22 protein-coding genes and 1 pseudogene are annotated in these 23,195 nt (G+C 63.1%); 14 read left to right on the top strand and 9 right to left on the bottom strand.

Annotation, left to right across the window (positions count from 1 at the left end; genetic code table 11):
• The first annotated feature begins 277 nt into the window (after positions 1–277).
• The 11 genes from V9L20_RS19905 to V9L20_RS19955 all read left to right on the top strand — a co-directional run bounded on the left by V9L20_RS19905 (position 278) and on the right by V9L20_RS19955 (position 11,519).
• Complete coding sequence (locus tag V9L20_RS19905) at positions 278–1,603, top strand: aromatic ring-hydroxylating dioxygenase subunit alpha (protein WP_337297888.1); 1,326 nt, start codon at positions 278–280, stop codon at positions 1,601–1,603.
• Between the two features lies 1 nt (position 1,604).
• A complete protein-coding gene (locus V9L20_RS19910) occupies positions 1,605–3,047 on the top strand; it encodes a glutamine synthetase family protein (RefSeq protein WP_337297889.1) in 1,443 nt (480 codons plus the stop codon).
• 16 nt (positions 3,048–3,063) lie between these two features.
• Complete coding sequence (locus V9L20_RS19915) at positions 3,064–3,387, top strand: 2Fe-2S iron-sulfur cluster-binding protein (protein ID WP_337297890.1); 324 nt, start codon at positions 3,064–3,066, stop codon at positions 3,385–3,387.
• On the top strand, positions 3,387–4,643 hold the full coding sequence (locus tag V9L20_RS19920; RefSeq protein WP_337297891.1) for an NAD(P)/FAD-dependent oxidoreductase: 1,257 nt from the start codon (positions 3,387–3,389) through the stop codon (positions 4,641–4,643). Before V9L20_RS19915 ends, V9L20_RS19920 begins: the two co-directional genes overlap by 1 nt.
• A gap of 24 nt (positions 4,644–4,667) precedes the next feature.
• Positions 4,668–5,846, top strand: a complete 1,179-nt coding sequence (locus V9L20_RS19925; RefSeq protein WP_337297892.1) for an ABC transporter substrate-binding protein — start codon at positions 4,668–4,670, stop codon at positions 5,844–5,846.
• 83 nt (positions 5,847–5,929) lie between these two features.
• Positions 5,930–6,790, top strand: a complete 861-nt coding sequence (locus V9L20_RS19930; protein WP_337297893.1) for a branched-chain amino acid ABC transporter permease — start codon at positions 5,930–5,932, stop codon at positions 6,788–6,790.
• Positions 6,787–7,752, top strand: coding sequence for a branched-chain amino acid ABC transporter permease (locus tag V9L20_RS19935; protein ID WP_337297894.1), 966 nt, complete (start codon positions 6,787–6,789; stop codon positions 7,750–7,752). Before V9L20_RS19930 ends, V9L20_RS19935 begins: the two co-directional genes overlap by 4 nt.
• Positions 7,749–8,522, top strand: coding sequence for an ABC transporter ATP-binding protein (locus V9L20_RS19940; RefSeq protein ID WP_337297895.1), 774 nt, complete (start codon positions 7,749–7,751; stop codon positions 8,520–8,522). The genes V9L20_RS19935 and V9L20_RS19940 overlap by 4 nt, the downstream gene beginning before the upstream one ends.
• Positions 8,515–9,225, top strand: a complete 711-nt coding sequence (locus tag V9L20_RS19945) for an ABC transporter ATP-binding protein (protein WP_337297896.1) — start codon at positions 8,515–8,517, stop codon at positions 9,223–9,225. Before V9L20_RS19940 ends, V9L20_RS19945 begins: the two co-directional genes overlap by 8 nt.
• Before the next feature lie 110 nt (positions 9,226–9,335).
• Positions 9,336–11,087 (top strand): amidohydrolase, encoded by a 1,752-nt coding sequence (locus V9L20_RS19950; protein ID WP_337297897.1) that lies wholly within the window; start codon positions 9,336–9,338, stop codon positions 11,085–11,087.
• Between the two features lie 66 nt (positions 11,088–11,153).
• Complete coding sequence (locus V9L20_RS19955) at positions 11,154–11,519, top strand: 5-carboxymethyl-2-hydroxymuconate Delta-isomerase (protein WP_337297898.1); 366 nt, start codon at positions 11,154–11,156, stop codon at positions 11,517–11,519.
• A 389-nt stretch (positions 11,520–11,908) separates the two neighbouring features.
• Here the strand turns inward: V9L20_RS19955 and V9L20_RS19960 are convergent, their stop codons facing one another.
• From V9L20_RS19960 to V9L20_RS19995, 8 genes are all read right to left on the bottom strand, one after another.
• On the bottom strand, positions 11,909–12,826 hold the full coding sequence (locus V9L20_RS19960) for a nuclear transport factor 2 family protein (protein WP_337297899.1): 918 nt from the start codon (positions 12,824–12,826) through the stop codon (positions 11,909–11,911).
• A 240-nt stretch (positions 12,827–13,066) separates the two neighbouring features.
• On the bottom strand, positions 13,067–14,737 hold the full coding sequence (locus tag V9L20_RS19965) for a 3-(methylthio)propionyl-CoA ligase (RefSeq protein ID WP_337297900.1): 1,671 nt from the start codon (positions 14,735–14,737) through the stop codon (positions 13,067–13,069).
• Positions 14,738–14,815: 78 nt separating this feature from the next.
• Entirely contained in the window at positions 14,816–15,358 is a 543-nt protein-coding gene (locus V9L20_RS19970; protein WP_443098609.1) for a 4-hydroxylaminobenzoate lyase, read from the bottom strand.
• A gap of 54 nt (positions 15,359–15,412) precedes the next feature.
• Complete coding sequence (locus V9L20_RS19975; protein WP_337297902.1) at positions 15,413–16,852, bottom strand: amidase; 1,440 nt, start codon at positions 16,850–16,852, stop codon at positions 15,413–15,415.
• A complete protein-coding gene (locus V9L20_RS19980) occupies positions 16,849–17,571 on the bottom strand; it encodes an ABC transporter permease (RefSeq protein ID WP_337297903.1) in 723 nt (240 codons plus the stop codon). Before V9L20_RS19980 ends, V9L20_RS19975 begins: the two co-directional genes overlap by 4 nt.
• A gap of 104 nt (positions 17,572–17,675) precedes the next feature.
• On the bottom strand, positions 17,676–18,647 hold the full coding sequence (locus tag V9L20_RS19985) for an ABC transporter substrate-binding protein (protein ID WP_337297904.1): 972 nt from the start codon (positions 18,645–18,647) through the stop codon (positions 17,676–17,678).
• Positions 18,648–18,703: 56 nt separating this feature from the next.
• The gene (locus V9L20_RS19990) at positions 18,704–19,462 is read right to left on the bottom strand and encodes an ABC transporter permease (protein ID WP_337297905.1); all 759 of its coding nucleotides are present in this window, start codon (positions 19,460–19,462) and stop codon (positions 18,704–18,706) included.
• Positions 19,455–20,255, bottom strand: coding sequence for an ABC transporter ATP-binding protein (locus V9L20_RS19995; protein WP_337297906.1), 801 nt, complete (start codon positions 20,253–20,255; stop codon positions 19,455–19,457). Before V9L20_RS19995 ends, V9L20_RS19990 begins: the two co-directional genes overlap by 8 nt.
• A 152-nt stretch (positions 20,256–20,407) precedes the next feature.
• On the opposite strand from V9L20_RS19995, the gene V9L20_RS20000 reads away from it, so the two are divergent.
• Positions 20,408–21,463, top strand: coding sequence for a LysR family transcriptional regulator (locus V9L20_RS20000; RefSeq protein WP_337297907.1), 1,056 nt, complete (start codon positions 20,408–20,410; stop codon positions 21,461–21,463).
• 7 nt (positions 21,464–21,470) lie between these two features.
• Here V9L20_RS20000 and V9L20_RS20005 read toward each other — a convergent pair.
• A pseudogene (locus tag V9L20_RS20005) lies at positions 21,471–21,796 on the bottom strand (DUF3363 domain-containing protein); the annotation flags it as partial.
• Between the two features lie 345 nt (positions 21,797–22,141).
• Here V9L20_RS20005 and V9L20_RS20010 point away from each other — a divergent pair.
• Both V9L20_RS20010 and V9L20_RS20015 read left to right on the top strand, forming a co-directional pair.
• Positions 22,142–22,570, top strand: coding sequence for a hypothetical protein (locus V9L20_RS20010; RefSeq protein ID WP_337297908.1), 429 nt, complete (start codon positions 22,142–22,144; stop codon positions 22,568–22,570).
• Positions 22,571–22,742: 172 nt separating this feature from the next.
• Positions 22,743–23,165 (top strand): hypothetical protein, encoded by a 423-nt coding sequence (locus tag V9L20_RS20015; RefSeq protein WP_337297909.1) that lies wholly within the window; start codon positions 22,743–22,745, stop codon positions 23,163–23,165.
• Positions 23,166–23,195 lie beyond the last annotated feature (30 nt).

The following is a 23,195-nucleotide window of genomic DNA, read 5'->3' on the forward strand; positions in this document are numbered from 1 at the left end:
GGCGGGCTTCGTTGCATACAGGAATCGACAGCCGATTGTAAGCCACCTCTCTTGCACGCAGGACTGCGGCACCTGGCCCAGATTCTGCATGCATCAACGCCAAGGCCTTAGCCACGAACACCTAGGCACTGCTTTGATGCGCCACAAATCCTCTCCAAATTGGACAAATCCGACCAGTCCAGTGTGACAAGGCTTTGACATGGATCAAATCGTACGGACAATGCACGCAATTGCATGCAATGGTGTGCATGCCCGAACTTACCCTGGAGCTTCCACGATGATCAGCGCCGAACAGAACGACTTCATCACCCGCGTCGGCCGCGGCACCCCGGCCGGCACGCTGCTGCGCAAGTACTGGCAGCCGGTGGCCTTGTCCGAGGAGCTGCGGGGCCCGCGGCCGCTCAAGGCTGTGCAGTTGATGGGCCAGCACTTCGTGGTGTTCCGCGACGAGACCGGCCGCCCCGGCCTGCTCGACCGCGACTGCCCGCACCGCGGTGCCGACCTCGCCTACGGCCGGCTGGAGAACGGCGGCCTGCGCTGCGCCTTCCACGGCTGGCTGTTCGACGCCAGCGGCAAGTGCCTGGAAACGCCGGCCGAGCCCGCCGGCAGCAAGCTGTGCACGCGCATCCAGCAGGGCGCCTACCCGGTGGTGGAGAAGAGCGGCGTCGTGTTCGCCTACATCGGCGAGGGCGAGCCGCCCGCCTTCCCGGAATTCGACTGCTTCGTCGCGCCCGACAGCCACACCTTCGCGTTCAAGGGCCTGTGGGAATGCAACTGGCTGCAGGCGCTGGAGGTGGGCATGGACCCGGCCCATGCCTCCTTCCTGCACCGCTTCTACAAGGACGAGGACACGTCGGATAGCTACGGCAAGCAGTTCCGCGGCGCCTCGGCCGATTCCGACCTGGCCATCACCCAGGTGCTGCGCGAGTACGACCGGCCTGAGATCCGCGCCGAGGCCGCGCCCTACGGCATGCGCCTGACCACGCTGCGCACGCTGTCGCCCGAGCAGACCCATGTGCGCGTGACCAACGTGGTGTTCCCGCAGGCCTTCGTGATCCCGATGAGCACCGAGATGACGATCTCGCAGTGGCATGTGCCCGTGGACGACCACCACTGCTACTGGTACGCGATCTTCACCAGCTTCACCGGCCCGGTGGACAAGCAGCAGATGCGCGAGCAACGCCTCAAAACCATCGACCTGCCCGACTACACCTCGCGCAAGAACAAGCGCAACTCGTACGGCTACAGCGCCGAGGAACAGCGCAACAAGACCTACACCGGCATGGGCGAGGACATCAACGTGCACGACCAGTGGGCCTGCGAATCCATGGGCAGCATCCAGGACCGCACGCGCGAGCACCTGGGCACGACCGACAAGGGCATCATGCTGTACCGCCGCCAGCTGGTGAAGGCGATCGAGGCGGCCCAGGCCGGCGAGCCCGTGCCCATGCAGCCGACCCTCGAAGAAGCCAGCACGCTGACCGGGCCACCGTCCATCGACGGCGTGGCCGCAACGGACAAGACCGACAGCTACTGCATCGAAGCCGACCTGGCGCGCCGCCAGGGCTCCGACTGGGCCTCCGCCCGCTTGACGGCAGCCTGACATGAGCAGCAGCTTCGCCGAACGCTTCTGCCTGTGGAGCGCCGACCAGCAGGCCCAGGCCAAGGACATCATCGCCCGCATCGACGCGGGCGAACTCGACGTGCTGCGCTTCGCCTGGCCCGACCAGCATGGCGTGTTGCGCGGCAAGACCTTGGTGGCCGATGCCGCACGCAGCGCACTCGCACGCGGCGTCAACCTCACGAGCACGCTGCTGGCCAAGGACACCTCGCACCGCTCGGTGTTCCCCGTCTTCTCGGCCGGCGGCGGCTTCGCGCTCGAAGGCCTACAAGGCGGCGCCGACTTCGTGGTGCTGGCCGACCCATCCACCTTTCGCATGCTGCCCTGGGCGCCGCGCACCGGCTGGGTGCTGTGCGATGCCTACATGAAAGACGGCCAGCCTTGCCCGTTCGCCACGCGCAGCATCCTGCAGCGCGCGCTGGACCAACTGGGCGCACACGGTTTGGAGTTCGTGGCCGGCCTGGAAGTCGAGTTCCACGTGTTCAAGCTCGACGAGGCCCACTTGGCGCTCAGCGATGCGGGCCAGCCCGGCACGCCGCCCGCGGTCTCGCTGCTCACGCAAGGCCACCAGTACCTGACCGAGCTGCGCTACGACCGCGTGGACGGTCTCATGGACCTGCTGCGCACGCAGTTGCAGGCGCTGGGCATGCCGCTGCACTCGCTGGAGATCGAGTTCGGCCCCAGCCAGTTCGAACTCGTGTTCGGCCCCACGGTCGGCATGGCGCCGGCCGACACCATGGTGCTGCTGCGCAGCGCGATCAAGCAGATCTGCCAGCGCAATGGGTACCACGCCACCTTCATGTGCCGGCCCAAGATCCCCAACGTGATGTCCAGCGGGTGGCATCTGCACCAATCGCTGCAGCACGTGAAGGGCGGCGCCAACGCCTTCATGCCCGAAGCTGGCGGTGATGTGCTGAGCCCGCTCGGCATGCACTACTTGGCGGGTCTCAAGGCGCATGCCTGCGGCGGCGCCGCGCTGGCCAGCCCCACGCTCAACGGCTACCGCCGCTACCGGCCCTTCTCGCTCGCGCCCGACCGCGCGATCTGGGCCCAGGACAACCGCGGCGCCATGCTGCGTGTGCTGGGCGCACCGGGCGACAGCGCCTCGCGCATCGAGAACCGTGTCGGCGAGCCCACGGCCAACCCCTACCTGTACCTGGCCTCGCAGCTGTTCTCGGGCCTGCACGGCATCGCCGAGCGGCTGGACCCGGGGCCCTCGGCCGACGCGCCCTACGAGACACCGGCCGAGCAGCTGCCGCGCTCGCTCGACGCGGCGCTGGCCGCGCTGCAGGCCGATGCCGTGCTGGTGGAAGGGTTGGGCAAGCCCTTCGTCGACTACTACTGCCACATCAAGCAGGCCGAGATCGCACGCTTCAACCTCGAGGTGACCGAATGGGAACACCGCGAGTACTTCGACATGTTCTGAGCCCCACGAGAACGCCATGCCCACGATCCATTACATCCTCAAGGACGGCAGCACGCGCAGCGTCGATGCCAAGCCCGGCGCCAGCGTGATGGAGACCGCCATCCGGCACAACATCCGCGGCATCGACGCCGAGTGCGGCGGCAGCTGCTCGTGCGCGACCTGCCATGTCTATGTCGACGATGCCTTTCTCGGCAAGCTCACGCCGCCCGACGAGATGGAAGACGAACTGCTGGACGGCACCGCCAGCGAACGCGCGCCGAACAGCCGTTTGAGTTGCCAGATCACCGTGACGGCGGAACTCGACGGCCTGACCGTGCGCGTGCCGGAGACGCAGGTCTGATGGCCTCCGCGCTCGTCATCGTCGGCGCTTCCTACGCAGGCGTGCAGCTTGCGGCGGCCGCGCGCGAACAAGGCTTCGACGCGCCCATCGTGCTGCTCGGCGACGAGGTCCACGCGCCCTACCAGCGCCCGCCGCTCTCCAAAGGCCTGTTGAGCGGCAAGACGTCCGTCGACCAGCTCGCGTTGCGCGGGCCCGACTTCTACACCGAGCAGCGCATCGACCTGCGCCTGGGCGTGCGCGCCACCGCGCTCGACCTCGCCGCCCAGCGCGTGCAACTGGCCGACGGCAGCCACCTGGACTACGGCTGGCTGGCGCTGGCCACGGGCGCGCGCTGCCGGCCGCTCGACGTGCCGGGCGCGGCGCTGCAAGGCGTGCACCAGCTGCGCACGCTGGACGATGCGCTGGCCGTGCAGCAGGCCGTCTCCGGCTCCAGCCGCGCCACGCGCGCCTGCATCGTCGGCGGCGGCTTCATCGGCCTGGAGGTCGCGGCTGCACTCACCGCGGCCGGCGCCCAGGTCACCGTGCTCGAAGGCCAGACGCGGCTGCTCGCACGGGGTTTTCCCGAGGCCATGTCCGACTACGTGGCAGAGGCCCACCGCCAGCGCGGCGTGGCGCTGGAACTCGGCCGCGGCGTCGACGCGCTGCTGGGCAATGCCGCGGGCCACGTCGAATCCGTGCTGCTCGACGACGGCCGCCTGCTCGCCTGCGACCTGGTCGTGCTGGGCATCGGCGTGCTGCCCAACGTGGAACTGGCCGAGGCCGCCGGCATCGCCTGCGCAGGCGGCATCCTCGTCGACGGCTACGGCCGCACCAGCGCGCCCCAGGTGCTGGCGGCCGGCGACGTCGCCAACATGGAACTGCCTCACACGCCCGGCGGCCCCGCGCGGCTGCGCCTCGAATCCATCCAGGCCGCCAACGACGGCGCGCGCGCCGCGGCCTCGGTGCTGGCCGGCCAGCCGCAGCCGCTCACCGCCGTGCCCTGGTTCTGGAGCGAGCAGCACGATCTCAAGTTCCAGATGGCCGGCCTGCCCGCCCATGGCGACGAGACCGTGCTGCGCGGCGACATGGCCGACGACCGCTTCACGCTGTTCTACCTGCGCGGCGGCGTGGTGGTGGCGGCGCATTCGGTCAACCGGCCGGCCGAGCACATGCTGGCCCGCAAGCTGGTCGCCGTCGGGGCGCAGATCCCGGCCGACCTGTTGGCAGACCCCGCCAGCGACCTCAAACCGTTTTCCATCCCCCGGCCTCGCGGCTGATCCTTCCCCTCGGAGTTCCCCACGATGAAGATGACCAAACGCACTCTGTTCGCCCTGGCCGCACTGGCCTGCATCGGCGGCGCCGCGCAGGCCCAGGACGCGCTCAAGATCGGACTGATCGGCACCTACTCCGGCCCCTACGCCGACTACGGCCGCCAGTTCGACGCTGGCGTGGCGCTCTACCTCAAGGAGCACGGCGGCAAGCTCGCCGGCCGCACGGTGGAAGTGGTGAAGAAGGACACCGGCGGCGCCAACCCTGACGCCTCCAAGCGCATCGCGCAGGAACTGATCGTGCGCGACAAGGTGCAGATCCTCACGGGCCTGGACTTCAGCCCGAACGCCTACGCCGTGGCGGCCGTTGCCACGCAGGCCAAGATTCCGACCGTGGTGATGAACGCATCGTCCTCGGGCATCACCGCCGCCTCGCCCTACGTGGCGCGGCTGTCGTTCACGGTGCAGCAGGTCTCCGACCCAATGGCGCGCTGGATGCTCAAGAACGGCACCAAGGAAGCCTATGTGGTGGTGGCCGACTACGCGCCGGGCACCGATTCGCTGACCGCGTTCAAGAAAGCCTTCGTGCAGGGCGGCGGCAAGGTCGTGGGCGAGCTGCGCACGCCCATGAACAACCCCGACTTCTCGGCCTACGTGCAGCGCATCAAGGATGCCAAGCCGCAGTCGGTGTTCTTCTTCTTTCCATCGGGCGTGATGCCCCCGGCCTTCCTCAAGGTCTGGAAGGAACGCGGCATGGACGAGGCCGGCATCAAGCTCTATGCCACGGGCGAAGCCACCGACGACAGCTACCTGGACGCCACCGGCGACGTGGCCCTGGGCCTGGTCACCAGCCACCACTACTCCTATGGCCACCCCTCGGCCAAGAACCAGAAGTTCGTGAAGGATTTCGAGGCCCAGTTCGGCACCACGATGCGGCCGAGCTACTTCGCCGTGACAGCCTACGACGCCATGGCAGCCATCGACTTGGCGCTCAAGAAGACCGGCGGCGACGCGGCCGGCGACAAGGTCATGGAAGCCTTGAAGGGCCTGCAGTTCGAGAGCCCGCGCGGCCCCGTCGAGATTGATGCGGCCACACGCGACATCGTGCAGACCGTCTACATCCGCAAGACCGAGAGGGTGAACGGCAAGCTCGTGAACGTGGAGTTCGACAAGTTCGACCGCATAAAGGACCCGGCCAAGGAAGCGAATTAAGCCAAGCCAGCCTGCGCCGCAACGGCGCCCCTCTGCACGCGGCGTCGGTTGCCGATCCGCGTGCGCGCAGCCTTGGAGATTCCATGGAAGTCGTGATTTTTGATGGAGTGGCCTACGGCATGCTCCTGTTCCTCATGGCGGTGGGCCTGTCCATCACCATGGGCTTGATGAACTTCGTCAACCTCGCGCACGGCAGCTTTGCCGTGGTGGGCGGGTACACGGCGGCGGTGCTGATGAACCGGACCGGTCTGTCCTACGCGGCGGCGCTGGCGGCGGCCTTCGTGGCGGCGGCGCTGATGGGCGCCGTGCTGGAGTTTGTGTTCTACCGCCGACTTTACCGGGCGCATCCGTTGGACCAGGTGCTGCTGTCGATCGGCGTGGTGTTCGTGTCGATCGCATCGCTCACGTACTTCTTCGGCCCCACCATGCTGGCGTTCAACCTGCCGGCCGGCCTACAGGGCCAGTTCGCGTTCGCGGGGCTGAAGCTGAGCCGCTACCGGTTGTTCCTGATCGTGGCCGGCGTGCTGGTACTGGCGGTGCTGTTGCTGGCCATGGGCCGCACGCGCTACGGCGCCATGGTGCGCGCCGCGGTGGACAACCAGCGCGTGGCCGGCGGCACCGGCATCCATGTGCAGCGCCTGTTCTTCCTGACCTTCTCGCTGGGCTGCGGCCTGGCCGGCCTGGGCGGCGCGCTGAGCCTCGGCATGCTGGGCCTGGAGCCCTCGTTCCCGCTCAAGTACATGGTGTACTTTTTGATCGTGGTCTGCGTGGGCGGGGCCGGCACCATCACCGGGCCCTTCATCGCCGCGCTGCTGGTCGGCATCGTCGACGTGGCCGGCAAGTACTACCTGCCCGAGGCCGGCGCCTTCCTGATCTACGTGTTCATGATCGGCATGCTGCTGCTGCGGCCCAACGGCATCGTCCCGAAGAAGGGCCTCGCATGAAACCCATCACCTTGTCGCCGGGCCAGCTGCGTATGGCCGAGATCGCTTTCTGGCTGGCGCTGGCCTCCAGCTTCTTGCTCGCGCCCAACCACCTCACGCTGCTCTCGCAGATCCTGATCTTCGGCCTGTTCGCGGTGGCGCTGGACATGGCGCTGGGCTATGCCGGCATCCTGACGGTCGGCCACGCGGCCTTCTTCGGGGCCGGCGCCTACACGGCCGGCCTGTTGGCCAAGCACGGCTGGGGCGAGCCGTTCAGCGGCCTGCTGGCCGCGCTGGTGGTGGCCGGCGCGCTGGGCTATGCGCTGAGCTATCTCATCGTGCGCGGTGCCGACCTCACGCGGCTGATGATCACCATCGGCGTGTGCATGCTGCTGGCCGAGCTGGCCAACCGGCTCTCGGGGATCACCGGCGGCAGCGACGGCCTGCAGGGCATGGAAGTCAAGCCGGTGCTGGGCATCTTCGAGTTCGACCTGTTTGGCAAGACCGCCTTCGGCTATGCCTTCGTCATCGTGCTGGCGATGTTCCTGCTGGTGCGGCTGGTGCTGCGCTCGCCGTTCGGCCTGGCGCTGCGCGGCATCCACGACAACCGCAAGCGCATGCTCGCCATCGGCACGCCGGTGGAGTCGCGGCTGCGCATGGCCTACGGCTTCTCGGCAGCCGTGGCCGGTGTGGCCGGCGCGCTGCTGGCGCAGACCACGCAGTTCGTGGGCATCGAATCCATCGGCTTCAACCGCTCGGCCGAGATCCTGATCATCCTGGTGCTGGGTGGCACGGGCCGGCTGTACGGCGGCCTGGTCGGCGCCATCGTCTACATGCTGGTGCACGACTGGTTCGCCGACCTGAACCCCGAGTACTGGATGTTCTGGCTCGGCATCTTCCTCATCGCGGCCGTCATGCTGGGCCGCGGCGGCATCATGGGCGCGCTGTCGCGCCGCATCCGCACGCAGGAGCACATGCGATGACCGCCTTGCAAACGCGTGGCCTGGGCATCAGCTTCGGCGCCTTCCACGCCGTGGCCGACGTGAACCTCACGCTGGAACCCGGCGCACGCCAGGCGCTGATCGGCCCCAACGGCGCGGGCAAGACCACGTTGATCAACCTGCTCACGGGCATCTACAAGCCGAGTGCCGGCAGCATCCGGATGAATGGCGAAGACATCACGTCCTGGCCCGCCGACCGGCGCGCACGCCAGGGCCTGGCGCGCACCTTCCAGATCAACACGCTGTTCGCCAGCCTCACGCCGCTGCTCTCGGTGGTGCTGGCCATCCACGAGCGCGAGGGCCAGGGCGCCACCTGGTGGCGCCCGTTCAGCCGCAGCACGGCCGCGTTCGACGAAGCCCACGCGCTGCTGCAGCGCCTGCGCCTGGACGCGCTGGCCAACACGCCCGTGGCCGAACTGGCCTACGGCAAGCAGCGGCTGCTGGAGATCGCGCTGGCGCTGGCCGCGCGCCCGCGCATCCTGCTGCTGGACGAGCCGGCCGCGGGCGTGCCCGTGGACGAGAGCGGCGAGCTGTTCGACGTGATCGCCGAACTGCCCGACGACATCAGTGTGCTGTTCATCGAGCACGACATGAACCTGGTGTTCCGCTTCGCGCGGCGCATCTCGGTGCTGGTGGCTGGGCGCATCCTGACCGAGGGCACGCCCGCCGAAATCGGCCGTGACCCGCGCGTGCGCGAGGTCTATTTGGGCAAGACCCACGTCAACATCCGCAAGGAGGTCACCCATGTCTGAACTGCTGGCCTTCGACGGCGTGACGGCCGGCTACGGCAACGCCGTGGTACTGCACCGCCTGGGCTTCAGCATGCGGGCGGGCGAGAGCCTGGCCATCCTGGGGCGCAACGGCGTCGGCAAGACCACCACGCTGGAGACACTGATGGGCAACACCCGCGTGACGGGCGGCGCCATCCGCTGGCGCGGGCAAGACATCACGCGCCTGCCGGCCCACCAGCGCGTGCGCGCCGGCCTGGGCTGGGTGCCGCAGGAGCGCGAGGTGTTCCCCTCGCTGACCGTGGAGGAGAACCTCACGGTCGTGGCCCGGCCGGGCGCCTGGAACATCCAGCGTGTCTACGGCCTGTTCCCGCGGCTGCGCGAGCGCCGCGCCAACTACGGCAACCAGCTCTCGGGCGGCGAGCAGCAAATGCTGGCCATTGCCCGCGCGCTCATGACGAATCCGCTGCTGCTGCTGCTCGACGAGCCCATGGAGGGCTTGGCGCCCATCATCGTCGAGGAGCTCGCATCAGCCATTCGGCAGCTCTGCGAGAGCGAGGGGCTCGCCTCCATAGTGGTCGAGCAGCACCCCGTGCTCGCGCTGGAAATGACCCACCGAGCCATCGTGCTGGAGCGCGGAACGGTGGTGCATGCCGGGCCCAGCGCCGAGCTGGCCGCAGACCAGCCGCGACTCGACCAGTTGCTGGGCGTGGGCATGCCCGCCTGAGCACGGCAAGACCGCAGCGCCCATCGCAACACTTTCACATTCGCGACGGGATTTCGGGCCCAACAGGCTATTCAGGGCAGGACCAACTCATCAACAAAGGCACAGCCAACATGACTACGAACGCATTGCCCAAACCCAGCCGCTCGGCAGACGTCGCCAGCTCCCCTGTTCGCCAACTTGCGGTAACAGCGCTTGCGGTCGCTGCGGGACTCTTAGCCACAGGGTGCGCGCATCACACCGCCACCGAGCCTGACGTCGTCTACGTAAACGGCAAGATCGTCACGGTCGACAAAAACTTTTCCATTGCGCAGGCTGTCGCGATCAAGAATGGCGCCTTCGTTGCTGTCGGCAGCGATGAGCGCATTCGGCGACTGCTCGCCCCGCGGACCAAGGTGGTCGATCTGCAGGGACGGACCGCCGTGCCTGGTCTGATGGATGCGCATACTCACATGGACGGCGCCGGTACCGTCGAGACGACTGCTCAGGTGATCAAGGCACGCACGGTTGCCGAAGCGCAGGCCATCATCGGCGACTTCATCCGTACCAAGACCATTCCTGCAGGCCAGTGGGTGCAGTCGAGTCGGTGGCATCCGCCGTCACAGCTCAAGGAGCAGCGCTACCTGACTCGCGAGGAACTTGATGCGGTGGCGCCGGATCATCCGGTCTATGTGCAGACGGTCGGCCACTTCGCGATGGCCAACAGCAAGGCGTTAGCCGCTGCCGGCATCACTCGGGACACACCCGATCCTGTGGGCGGGAAGATCCACCGCGACGCCAGCGGCGAGCCCAACGGCGTCGTCGAGTCGGCGGCGCTCCAGCTCGTCGAGAAAGTCATCCCGTCACCGACCTTCGAACAGCGCGTAGCGCAGAACATCGCGGGCCAGCGCGTGTACAACCGATCCGGCATCACCAGCACCGTGGTCGCAGGCCTAAACGAAGACCAGATCAAGGCCTATTACGCCGTGGCCGAACGCGGCCAGTCCACCGTCCGAGCAGGCATGTTCTGGCGATTCCCGGTGGACGCCGTGCAGGCCTTCGAGGCCAAGCTGAAATCCGCACCGTTCAAGGACGGCCAGGGCGACGACTGGGCGCGGTTGGCAGGCATCAAGCTGGTGTCCGACGGCGGCATGACGCTCAAGTCGGCCTACATCCGTGGCAGCTATGCCCACGAGCCCGGGAACCACGGGATGGTGGCCGTCGACCCCGACACCTACGTGCGCATGGTGCGGGTAGCCAACAGGAATGGATGGCGGGTCCACACACACGCGGTGGGTGACGCAGCCGTGGACCTTACTTTGAAGGCATATGCATCCGCTGATACGGACAGCTCCATCGCAGGCCGGCGCTTCAGCGTTGTGCATGGCAGCCTGGTGGCAGCCGACCAGATAGAGACGGCCCGCAGCCTTGATGTGCGCATAGATGCCCAGAACGCGTTCATGTGGGACAAAGCGGGAACCGTCGAGCGCTACATGGGTCCGCTGCTCGCCCATCGTGCGGTTCCCACACGACGCCTGCTCGACGTTCTGGGAATGGAACGCACCTCGGCCGGCACGGACAACGAAGTCAACCTGCTCAACCCCTTCATCGGCATGTACCTCATGGTGACGCGCAAGGATCCGCGCGGAATCGTCTACGGCGCAGACCAGAAGATCTCCCGGGAAGAGGCACTTCGCCTGTATACGAACGCCGGTCCTTACCTGACCTTCGAGGAAAAGCGCAAGGGCTCAATCGAGGTCGGCAAGCTGGCCGACATGGTGGTCCTATCGGCGGACTATCTCAGCGTGCCCGAGGAAAAGATCAAAGACATCGTCGCGATAGAAACGATCGTCGGAGGCAGGCCCGTGTATCGCGCTGCCCCCTGACCTCCTCACTTGCCAGCACGATCCCTCTGAAGCTTGAGCAACCTTTCGAGAACTCTTCAATCCCTCATGCCACATATCGTCATTGAGTACACGCCCAACTTGAACGGCTTGCCGATGGAGGCCATGCTGGCGGCCGTGACGCGGCGGCTGGCAGACAGCGCGCAAGTCGCCGACGAAGCTGACCTGAAGGCCCGGGTGATTTGCGTCGAGTCGTTTCGTGTCGGATTGACCGAATCCGCGCGGGGATTCATTCATGTCACCTTGCGGATTCTGGCCGGCCGCGACGAGAAGGCCAAGAAGGATTTCAGCGAACGCATCGCTGAAGGAATGCTCGAGCACATGCCACCTCTTCCTCCAGGCCTGCAGGCGCATCTGAGTGTCGAAGTCGTCGACATGGACCGCGGCAGCTACCGCAAAGTCAGGCTGTCCTGACGTTCGCCCGGAAGATCAAAACTGGAGCAGGCCGCTTCCAATCGCCCGGATGAACAAGGAAAAGCGATGAAGAAGAAGTCAGTGCAACCCGAAAAACCGATCTGCCCGTGGTTCTGAAAGATCCATTTTCCGGGGGAACGTCAACGCGTCCTTGAACACAACAATGATGCGTCCATGGAACCGCGTCAACTCGAACTTCGGATCGCCCCGTCTGAAATGCTCAGGAACTTGCGCGTCTCGGGGAGCAACGCGTAGTTCTCGAGGCTGGTCGTGTCGACCCGCCACTGCACGTGGAAGTGCGGCGGGCCCACGCCTCCTGCGGGTCCCGCCGCAGTCGATGGCGTATCAGCGGCGTCCGACGCGATGAATGTCAGCAGGGGACATTCTTCTTATGGGCCGGACTGCAGACTTTTGGGAACATCACCGGGCCGGACGGCCGGCGCGCCAGCAGAAAAATCAAACGCCTGGCTGATAAGCAGGGTGTCCTCGTAGAGTTGAAGATGTGTAATCTTGCCATCGCGCACCTTCAAGTGGAGGGCAACGGGCGTTGTGAAGGACTTGTTGTTACGCTTGATGACGTGCGAGAAAGTGCCCACGATCATTACGTTCTCGCCGTCGGCAAGAATGTCACTGACGCTCGCCGAGCTTTTGCCTTCCACGTAGTAGGGCCACATCACTGCGAAGAAATCAGGGGCTTGGCTTCCGAGTTTGCGCTGGCCGGCCCACGGCAACTCGCTCGATCCCGGCACGAACCATTCGACCTTATCGGAAAACAGATCCCGAATGCCGTCCAAGTTTTGACCGTCTAAACACTCCAACAGCTTCATCGCAACCCTCTTGGGGCTTTCTGAATCCGGATTTTCAACTGGCTCAACCAGAAGGCGCTCCAGCCGAACGCTGGCGATCTGCCAACGCCCGGAAACTTTCCTATAGCTTTCGTGATAGATGCCCCAGCCTTGAAGGATTTTGAGAGGGCTACCGCTAGGAAACAAAAGCCTATCGGCAACGGCCCACGTGCCCCGAGCGTTCTGTTCGTCCGAAAGCTCGATTTCCGGCGCATGCACCTGATGCACTGAGACCAACGGCCCCATCAATTTCTGCAAGGCTTCGATGAATTCACGCGCTGACGTGAATTTCTGCGTGTCGTCAGCGCCACCCGGTGCGCCTGAAATCTCAATAACTGCATCTTCCAGAAAATTGCCCTGCAACTCGTCCCATTTCTTCTGATCAATCAGACGGCAATAGCGCGCTTTCAACTGCTTGATCTCTTCAATGTCGTTGAGTTGCTCTATGGTTCTGCTGGACATGACTTCCTTTCTGCATGTATCTGATGGACTCCCCGTCTTCCGCTCTTTCTTGGCTTGCCGCTGTGATCGCGGCATCGGCGTAGGCAATTCGACCCGCCGATCCATCAAAAGCACGAGGCTCTGCGAAACGACAGGAACGCTGCGACGCCGCGGATTTGATGCCGCTACGAGCCTTAGTTTTCGGCTGCCCCACTACTGGCCACGGGGAAACAGCGCGGCGCCGGCCGAAACGGGAAAGACTCATGCCCACTTGTTCGCGGCGGACTCCATGATCGGCAGCTCATAGTCTTTCAACTGCTCGCGCAGGCGCGTCTTGAGCATCTTGCCGGTGGCTCCCAGCGGAATCGCCTCGACGAAAATCACATCGTCCGGAATCTGCCACTTGGCAGTCCTGCCTTCGTAGAACTTCAGGACTTCCTCGCGCGTCACTTCCGCACCAAGCTTCTTCACCACGACCACGATCGGCCTCTCATCCCATTTCGGATGCTTCATTCCTATGCAAGCCGCCATGGCAATGGACGGATGCGCCATGGCGATGTTCTCGATCTCGATAGAGCTGATCCACTCGCCGCCGGACTTGATCACGTCCTTGCTGCGGTCGGTGATCTGCATGTAGCCGTCAGGGTCGATGGTGGCCACGTCGCCGGTTGGAAACCACCCCACGCCGTGCTCGTCGTTGACGAGCGGGTTGCCGCCCTCGTCTTTGAAGTACTCCTTCACCACCCACGGCCCCTTGACCAGCAAGTCGCCAAAGGCCTTGCCGTCCCAGGGCAGCTCCTTGCCGTCATCGCCGACGATTTTCATGTCCACGCCGAAGACGGCCCGGCCTTGCTTGAGACGGATCTTCATCTGCGCGTCCTTCGACAGGCGCAGATGCTTGTTCTTGAGCGCGCACAGCGTTCCTAGCGGACTCATCTCGGTCATGCCCCAGGCGTGCAGCACGTCGACGCCATAGTCGTCTTGGAAGGTGGTGATCATGGCCGGCGGGCAGGCCGAGCCACCGATGACGGTGCGGCTCAGCTTGCCGAACTTCAGCCCGCCCGGCTTCATGTGATTCAGCAGCATCTGCCACACGGTGGGCACGCCGGCGGCGAAAGTCACACCTTCGGCTTCGATGAGCTCGTAGACCGACTTGCCGTCCAACGCAGGACCCGGGAGCACGAGTTTGCAGCCCACCAACGCGGCCGAATATGGAATACCCCACGCGTTGACGTGGAACATCGGCACGACCGGCAAGACCGCGTCGCGCGCGGACAGATTCATTGCGTCCGGGAGCGCTGCGGCGTAAGCGTGCAACACGGTGGATCGGTGGCTGTACAGCGCGGCCTTCGGGTTGCCCGTGGTGCCGCTCGTGTAGCACATGCTCGATGCAGTGTTTTCGTCGAACACCGGCCACACATAGTCTGCGGACTGCGCGCCGACCCAGGCCTCGTAGCTTTGCAAGTTGGGAATTCCTGAATCCCTGGGCAGCCTGTCGGCGTCGCAAAGGGCGATCCAATGTTTGACCGCAGGGCACTTCGAGTGCACAGCCTGCACGATGGGCAGGAAGGTGGTTTCGAAACACATCACCTCGTCTTCGGCGTGATTCACGATCCAGGCAATCTGATCCGGGTGCAACCGCGGATTGACGGCGTGCAGAATGCGGCCGGAGCAACTTACACCGTAGTAAAGCTCAACGTGCCGATAACCGTTCCAAGCCAGCGTCGCCACCCGGCCGCCGGGTGGCAGGCCCGATCCGTCAAGCGCGCGGGCCAGTTGCCGTGCACGCCTCCCCACTTCCGCCCATGTATATCGATGGACATCGCCTTCCACGCGGCGAGACACCAGCTCGACATCGCTATGGTGTCGCTCAGCGAACTCGAGAAGCATCGAAATAAGCAGCCCCTGGCTCTGCATCAGTCCCAACGTCATTGTCTTGTCTCTTTTCTCGCAGGTTCCTATGGAGTTCAGCGCGCCATTGCCTGCTACATGGCTGGCAAACCGAGACGCTCAGGCCGTCGGCGGCAGAATGTCGTAGGAAATTCGGCCAGCTGGCAAAAAGAAGAGCGCGATCAGTGCGCCGCCCTTGACCTCCGGATAGTGGTGGCTGCCAGGTGGCGGGGCGGTCCACCCCTCGTGGCACCACCCGGTAGGGCCCGCGATGGCAGCTTGCGGAGTCAGCGGAACAACCATATTGAACTCGCCATAGGGGTGCGAGTGATACTGGCCGCGCAAGGAGCCTTCAGGGTTGTTCTGTGTATTCCCCGAACTGTCCATGTACACCGCCGTGATGCTGAAATAGCCCGTCGAGGCGTCGGGCTCATGAATGCGGCTGCGGCGGTACTTGGGTCCGTCCACCTCGATGTTCGCAGCCCAACCCTCAGCCACGCCCCGCTTGATCAGCGCGGCAAGTTGGTCATAGATCTGCGTGCCCGGTCCATGTTCCGAGTTCAGCCACCGCTCGGTATCCGCGTTGGCGGTCATATTTCGGATCTCATGCAGAAGCGGCACGCTGGTCGCGATAAGTTGATCTCTTGCGTCGTCCATCACCATCCATCCTGTCTCTGAGCTCTCTTGCGAACCAAATAGAAGCATGCGCTAACACGCTCAAGTGCGGCGTTCAACGTAGGGCTCCAGGGGCAGTCGATGGAACCACGGATGAGCCTTTTCGAGTTGCGCCGCAAGCGAGAAAAGCGTTTCCTCCGCACCGAACCTTCCCGTAAAAAGCGCTCCGATCGGCATGCCGTCCACGGTCCAGTAAAGTGGAACGGACATCGACGGCTGCCCGGTCATGTTGTAGAGCAACGTGTAAGCGATATAGCGCTCAATACGCTCTGCCGCTTCTGGCGAGGCATCTAAAGAGTTGAGAGAGCCCACTGGCGGCGCCCCTGCTTGCAGCGAAGGGGACAGCACAACGTCATAGCGCCGCATGAACTGCGTGGTTTGCCTATGCAGCGTGAACATGACTTCACGTGCCCATAGCACTTCATGCCCTCGCACATTCAACCCTTGTTCATAAAGCTTCCAGGTGGCGGGCTCAAAGTCATCCGGACCCGCTTCGCGTCCAAGCAGTCGCTGCAAACCTGTAATCGCGCCAGTCATCGTCGACGACAGAAGAACGTTGCGCGCGCGCCGATACTGCTCTCGATCCAGCTCCGCATCCGCGTACTCAACCTCGTGCCCCAACGCTTCGCACTTCTTCGCCGCGTCTTCAGCCGCGGACCTGCATGCGTCCGTCAACGTTCCGTCCGACATGCCTTTCATGCTGACTGCAATGCGCAGTCGGCCCGGATCACGCCCAGTAGCGGCCAATGCGTTGATGGGGAACGGCACGCCGTATAACGCGCCCGGTTCTGCTCCTGAAGCTGCATCAAGCAATGCCGCACTGTCCCGAACCGACCGCGTGATCGCATGTAGCGTGGCTATCCCGCCTCCTCCTTCGAACCTCGCAGGCCCTAGCGGTACGCGACCTCGCGTCGGCTTCAGGCCGAACAGGCCGGTCAAGGAGGCCGGGATTCGAATGGAGCCTCCTGCATCTGTAGCATTCGCGGCCGGAACGATCCCCGCAGCGATGGCCACAGCCGATCCCCCGCTGGATCCACCCGGGCTCAGCGCGAGGTTCCAGGGGTTGAGCGTCTGCCCCCACAGCCTGGTTTCGGCCGAAGGCGCGCTGCCCATCTCCGGGCTGTGGGTCTTCCCGAAAGTGACCAACCCAGCCTGCCGATACCGCGTCGCAATCGTGCTATCCGAGGACGCTACACGCTCCTTGAGGAAGCAGCTTCCATTTGTGGTCACGGTTCCCTGCATTTCAATGAAGAGATCCTTGACCAGGAATGGGACACCGGTGAGCGGGCCTTCCGGCAACCCATGCTTGATCGCCTCTCTGGCCATGTCGTAGTGCTTCAAGACAATCGCGTTGAGTTGCGGATTGACGGCATCCGCGCGCGAAATGGCGGTCTCCAGCAACTCCGCGGCAGATACCTCGCGCCTTCGCACGAGTTCGGCCAGCGACAGCGCGTCGTGCTTCATGTATTCCTCGTGCTTCAACGTGACCTCCAGAACAGAACTCGACCCTCGACGGCCACGAATATTCGATTCAATGCGTAGCCCACCACCGCCAACAGGGCCACCGCCGCGTACATGACGTCGGCACGCATCGCATACTGCATCGACATGAGGAAGTAGCCCACGCCGCTGGCACCGGAAATCATTTCCGCAATCACTGCGACGGTCAGGGCGATCGAAATCGATATCCTCATCCCAGCCATGATCGATGGCAGCGCAGCAGGCAGAAGCATGCGACGAAGCGTGACAGAACGACCGAGACGAAAGGTTCGGGCGGTGTCGAGCAAAGTGAAATCCGTACCCTTGACGCCCGCATACGCATTGACAAAGACCGGAAAGAAGCTAGCGAGCGAGATGACTGTGACTTTCAGTGCCTCTTCGACGCCGAGCAGCAGAATGAGCGGTGGCAGGATGGCGGGTCCAGGCATCGTGCGCAGCACTTCGATCGGGGGTCTGATCAGACGATCCGCCAGTGGGCTGCGTCCCAATAGAACCCCCAGTGCCACCGCAAGCACCGATCCCATCGCGAAGCCCAAGATGACACGGTAGAGCGTGGCCAGCATCGCAAACAATAACTCTCCAGAGCTCATCGCGCCAATCAATGCCTTTGCAATCTGCGTGACGGGGGGCCAGTTTTCGCTGACGATCCAACCCCACCGCGCAGAGATCTCCCAGAGCACGAGCAGTGACGCAATCAGCATGAAACCCGTCGCCCGCGTCCGCGTCCAGTCAGACCGCCCTCGCTTCGTACGCCTGGCCGTCGGTGCGGCCGCCGAATCCGGACGACTCATCGTCGACGCCGCGTTCACTTGGTTTGCGCCGGATCGATCATCGACGACAGATCGACGCTGGACTTGAGCAAGCCCGCATCCACCATCAACGCCATCGTCTTGGCATATTCCTCCGGATAGACACGTTCCGGCATCACCATCTGCGGCAGCGTAGCGACGACCTCCGGCGCCAGTTTGGTCACTGTCGATATCAGCTTCTGCGTCTCCGGGGCCTTGAAGTTCGCGTTGACATACTGCACTCCTTTGCGCAGGGCTCGGCCGAACTTGCGAGTTGCCTCTTGATTCTTCTGGAAGAAGTCTTCTGTCGCCACGAAGTGGCCGATATCGGCCGTCGGCTGCACCTCGGTGTACGGATCGGCTGCACGCACCACGTCACCCTCCTTCATAGCGAAATCGGCGAAGGGGGAGATGGTGAAGATGCCGTCTACCTGCTTGTTCCTCAATGCATCGCCCATCTGCGGGAACGGCACTTCTTTGAACATTACTTTGGAAGGATCCCCGCCTGTCTTCTTGACCCAAGACCGCGCAAACAGCCATATGACACCGTTGCGTGTGTTCACAGCGATTGACTTTCCCTCGAAGTCCTTCCCGGACTTGATGCCGTCTGCTTTGCGCGTGAGCAATCCGGTGACGGGTTTGACGTTAGGGTCATTCTTCGTGCCCGCAGCAATGACCCGGAGCTTGAAACCTTGCTGCTGCGCTAGAAGCGTCGAAACGACATTGCTGAACGTGATGTCATACGCACCTCCCATCAGGCCAGGAATCGCCGCCGCGCCACCCTGCGAAGGGGTGGCCTGAACCACAACCCCCTCCTCCTTGAAGTACCCCTTCTCCATCGCCATGAACATGGGCACCGCGTCGAGAGTTGGCAGGTAAGTGACGCGAAGGTGAGTCTGCGCCACCGCGTTTGCGCAGAACCATGCGCCGATCGCTATCCCCGCCATCATGCGAAGCCCCTGCGAGAGCGCGCGTGCATAGCATTTCATAGAACCTCCAATATTGACGATGAAGAAGGAAGATGCTTACGCTTTGTTCGTTCAAACTAGCGCGAATGCCAGGGTGTCAAGCGCTTCTCGACCCACTCGAATGCGCTATTCAGCGACAGCCCGACTACGGCTAGAACAAGGATCCAGCTATACATCTCTTTGACTTGAAAGGAGCGCTGCAAGTCCAGAACCTGGAATCCGACCCCGCTGTCTGCCTCCAGCATCTCCGCAAGTATCACAAGCACCAAGCCTAGCCCCAGGCTCACGCGCATGCCGGCAAGGATGAGGGGCAAGGCAGCTGGAAGAATGATCTTGCTGGTGAGGCTGAAGGATGAGAGCCCCAGCGTTCTTGCCGTGTCGAGAAGCACACGATCCACGCCCCGAACGCCCTGCATCGTATTGATGAGCACGGGAAAGAAGGCCGCAAGCGAAACCATCGTGATCTTCATTCCCGAGCCGGGCCCGAGGAACAAGAAAAAGATCGGAATTAGAGCGGGCTTTGGCAGCGGCCGAATCGCCTCTATCAGCGGCTCCAGAAGACAGTACGCTCTCTCGCTCCGCCCCACGAGCAACCCAACCAGAACACCCGCCACACAAGCCACCGCGTATCCGACGCACAGCAACCACAGCGTCTGCACGAGCGGCCCCCAAAATTCTCCCGTCACCAACAACGTTGCTGCGACGGGTGCGATCGCGCTTGGCGCCGGCAGCAGCACCGGATTCACCCATCGCAGCGTGCTGGCACACTGCCACATTGCAAGGATCACGGTGAATGAAATCACCGACATGAGAATCCGAACCGTCCAGCTACGCATGAACACTATCCGCCTGTCCGTGCGTGTTCAGCAGGCGACCAAGAAGCTCATGTCGAACACGTAGAAATTCAGGCTGTTCACGAGTGGAAATGGGGTCGCGGGGACGATCGAGCACAGGGGCCAGAACTAGCTCAAGCACAGCCGGGCGTTTTGACAACAGCGCGATGCGATCAGCCATGAAGACCGCCTCATCGACATCGTGGGTCACCATCACTACCGTGAGTTGCTGCTGCTTCCACAGCTCCAATACCAACGCCTGCAACTCCAATCGCGTCAACGCGTCCACGGCGCTGAACGGCTCGTCGAGCAGCAGCACTCGCGGTTCCGCCGCTAGCGCGCGAGCGATCGCAACTCGCTGTTGCATCCCTCCCGACAGTTGCCACGGGTAATGGCCCGCGAACGACGACAGTCCCACGCGTTCGAGGTAGTGTTGACAGCGCTCGCGTCTTTGCGCCTTTGTCACCTCCCTTCGCTCTTCCAGCGGCAGGGCGACGTTCTGCTCAACCGTGCGCCAAGGTAAAAGGGATTTGGTGTACTGCTGAAACAAATAGACCATTCGCTCAGGCGGCTCTTGAACCGCTCGGCCCTCGAACTTCACTTCTCCCCGGTCCGCGCTCGCCAACCCCGCAACGATCTGTAGCAACGTCGACTTGCCGCTTCCTGAGGGGCCGAGAAGCGCCAGGAACTCCGCTTCTCGAACCTCCAACGTCACGTCCTTCAGCGCGACGAACTCCTCGCCATTCGAAGCCGGGAAGCCCTTCCCAACGTTCCGGATTTCTATCAGAGCGCTCATGTGATCCTGTTTTCAGTTGGGTTCCGCTGAGCGCGATTTTTGTCTTCGCCATGAGTAAGCGGAAGCGCAAGTTTTTCACAACCGTTATGCACGTTATGCAATATGGTGCCGTCTGACGGATACTTCGCGTACACCTCTGACTCTCTCATACCGTGAAAAAGGTTCAGCAACACGTCGACCTCAACCTCCTCCGCGTATTTGATGCGGTGTTCGAGGAGAGAAACCTCTTGCGCGCAAGCAAGCGCCTGAACCTCAGTCAATCCGCCATCAGCCACGCACTGGGCCGCCTTCGTGATGCACTGGGGGATGAGTTGTTTATTCGAACTGCGCGCGGGATGGAGCCGACGGCACGCGCGCTTGCGCTTTCCGCCCCCCTTCAATCTGCACTACGCAACGTCTACGACGCGCTGGGAGGACAGCCGTTCGACTGCGCAGTGTCGGAACGCCAGTTTGTTATCGCGGCAAATGACTACGTAACTTCCGTCCTCATCACCGAACTCTCCCGAGAGCTTGCACTGTCTGCCCCAGGCATCAACATCGTCATTCGCCCTTCCACACGCCTCGACCTAGCGGAGCAGATCGATGTGGGGAAAATTGACTTGGCGCTGGGCGTCTTCGCGAGCGTTCCTGGACGCTTGCAGTCCCAGTCCGTTTGGCTTCAGCACGACGTACTCATCATGCGCAGCGGCCATCCACTGTGCAAGCAGAAGTTGGATGTCTTGTCGCTTTCGAACTACCCCCTCATCATCGTGTCGCTGGGGGGCGCGGAGGAAGGAGCAGTGGACGGATACATTGTGGAGCGCGGCCTCGCTCGTCAGTCCGAGATGTTTGATCGCGGATCACTCGAGGCCGCGCTGCACGCGAAATCACTGAAGCCTCGATATCGATTTGCCGTCCCCCACTCCCTTGCGATACCGGGGCTGCTCGCGGAGAGCGACATGCTATCTATCCTGCCCGCGCCCCTTGCCGCTGCATTCGCGACGCGCGGCAGCAAGCTCACCGTCAAGCCACTCCCCTATACCTCACCCACCGCCGCGCTTCGTGCTCTCTGGCACCGCCGAAACGAGCACGATCCCGCGCATATTTGGCTGCGAAAGCGTGTGTTTCATTTGGGGGAACGACTGGCTGCTCCATGGAGCACGAGATCACGGACGTCTTCTGCCCAGTCGCAGAATCGCGTTGGATTCAGCAAAGACGCCTCGCAGTGACTTCATCTCATAGCCCTCTCCGCCGGCCCAGTTCCCACGACACCCCGTTGCGATATACCGTAGCAGCGATCTGTTGCGCGCCAACCGCTGCTCGATCACCGGCTTCCAGGGCACCAGGCTGAACCCTCTGCCGCGATCAAGCATGGCGTAGCGCCCGCTGGTGAGCACGACGCTGCGCCGTTAGATGCCTACCACGCGCTGCCCTTCTGCCACCGGGCGGTGCTCCAAACCGGTTTCAGCAGCAACGTCTTTGGCGGCCCGCGCGACGTCCCAACTGCGCAGCGTCACCAGCAGGTTGCGCGCAAGCATCACGCGCCGACCGCGACGGTCGGCGAACCATGCATGCTGTGAGCCAAAGGAAGCCGTGAAAGTTGTAATTCAAAACGGCGCAGACCACTGCCTAGCCCGCAGTGAAGCAGAGGCAGTCATTCGACATCTTCCACCCTCATGGGGAACGGCTGTTGGCACTGTGCTTCTTGCCAGAGGCGACAACTTGCGGACTTCGATTCATCTCAAGGAGAAAACGGTGTGCCTCTACTCTCCGCGGGGCCCTCTATCGCCAGAAGATAAGCGCGTCGCTGTCTCCCTTCTCCTTCAAGCTCTGGCCGAGGCGAGTGGTTGTGAGCTGCCGAGCGGCCTTGAACTACGGTGTCATATGGCGATTTCGAACGCCCCTGGATGAACACTGACGGCCAAGTGAATACCATCTTCAAACTCTCACTGCGCATAGTGGTGTGGACCCTCTGGCCGATCCTGACCACGGCTGCCGCAGCACAACCGACCGTCTCGACCGAGCGCTCTGACGCGGTAGCGGCCGCCTGCCTCTCGTCCGCCAAACAAACCCTCGCCGATCCCGACCTTCAACCCATTCTCAGGACAGCAATGGCCACCCCGGAAGGCGTTTGCAGCTGTACAGACGCGATGATGAAGGCGGACCAACTGCTTCAACTGGCGCTTTCAAACGATGACGAGGCCTCATCGAAAGTCATGCCCCGAAAAGACTGGGGCATCTATGTTCGCGGCAAATTTTCCGCGTACCTCATGCAGTGTCTCGGCGAGACGATCGGCAGAGCCACCGACAAGTTGTACTCGGAGCGCCGCCGATGATGGTGTCGACCCAGGTAACGCTTGAGTGACGGCTCGGAGCAACGCCTAGTACTGCCATGAGCTTGAAAAACCAGAGAGGCGACAGGCTACAGTCGGGCCAGGAGCAGTCGTTCGCAGAGCGGGGAAGATTTCCACTTCTCTTGATTTGTTTTTCTATGTATGGGACTTCGATATGAACCGCAATGGGTCATTGATTGTTCTCTTGACCGCGCTATTGAGTTGTCCCGGCTCCATCGCGCAGACTGCGGATGAGAGACTTGCGATCGACCTCTCGTACTGTTCGGTAGTGGCCATGTTCATCTCTAGTGTTCCAGACGGCGCTGATCCAGCCAATAAGGAATCAATTGCTGGCTGGAAGAAGAAGTCTTTGATCTATAACGGCGGCGCTGTAGCACTTACCAGCCGTGAGTATGCGAGCACTCAAACTGACGAAGCTATCGCTCGATTTCAAGCTGAGACTGGTCGATCCGATCGTGGAGGCACCACGCAAGAAAAATTCAGATTGTGGATGAATGCCATTGATGCTTGCGATGCAAGTCTGAAGGTCAACCGAGATCGATTACTTGAGATCGCACGACAGAGGAAGCAGCAGTGATGGTGGTGAACGGCCAAGCAGCTCGGCATT

It is taken from the genome of Variovorax sp. CCNWLW225, from assembly GCF_037204045.1.
Taxonomy (GTDB): Bacteria; Pseudomonadota; Gammaproteobacteria; order Burkholderiales; family Burkholderiaceae_C; genus Variovorax.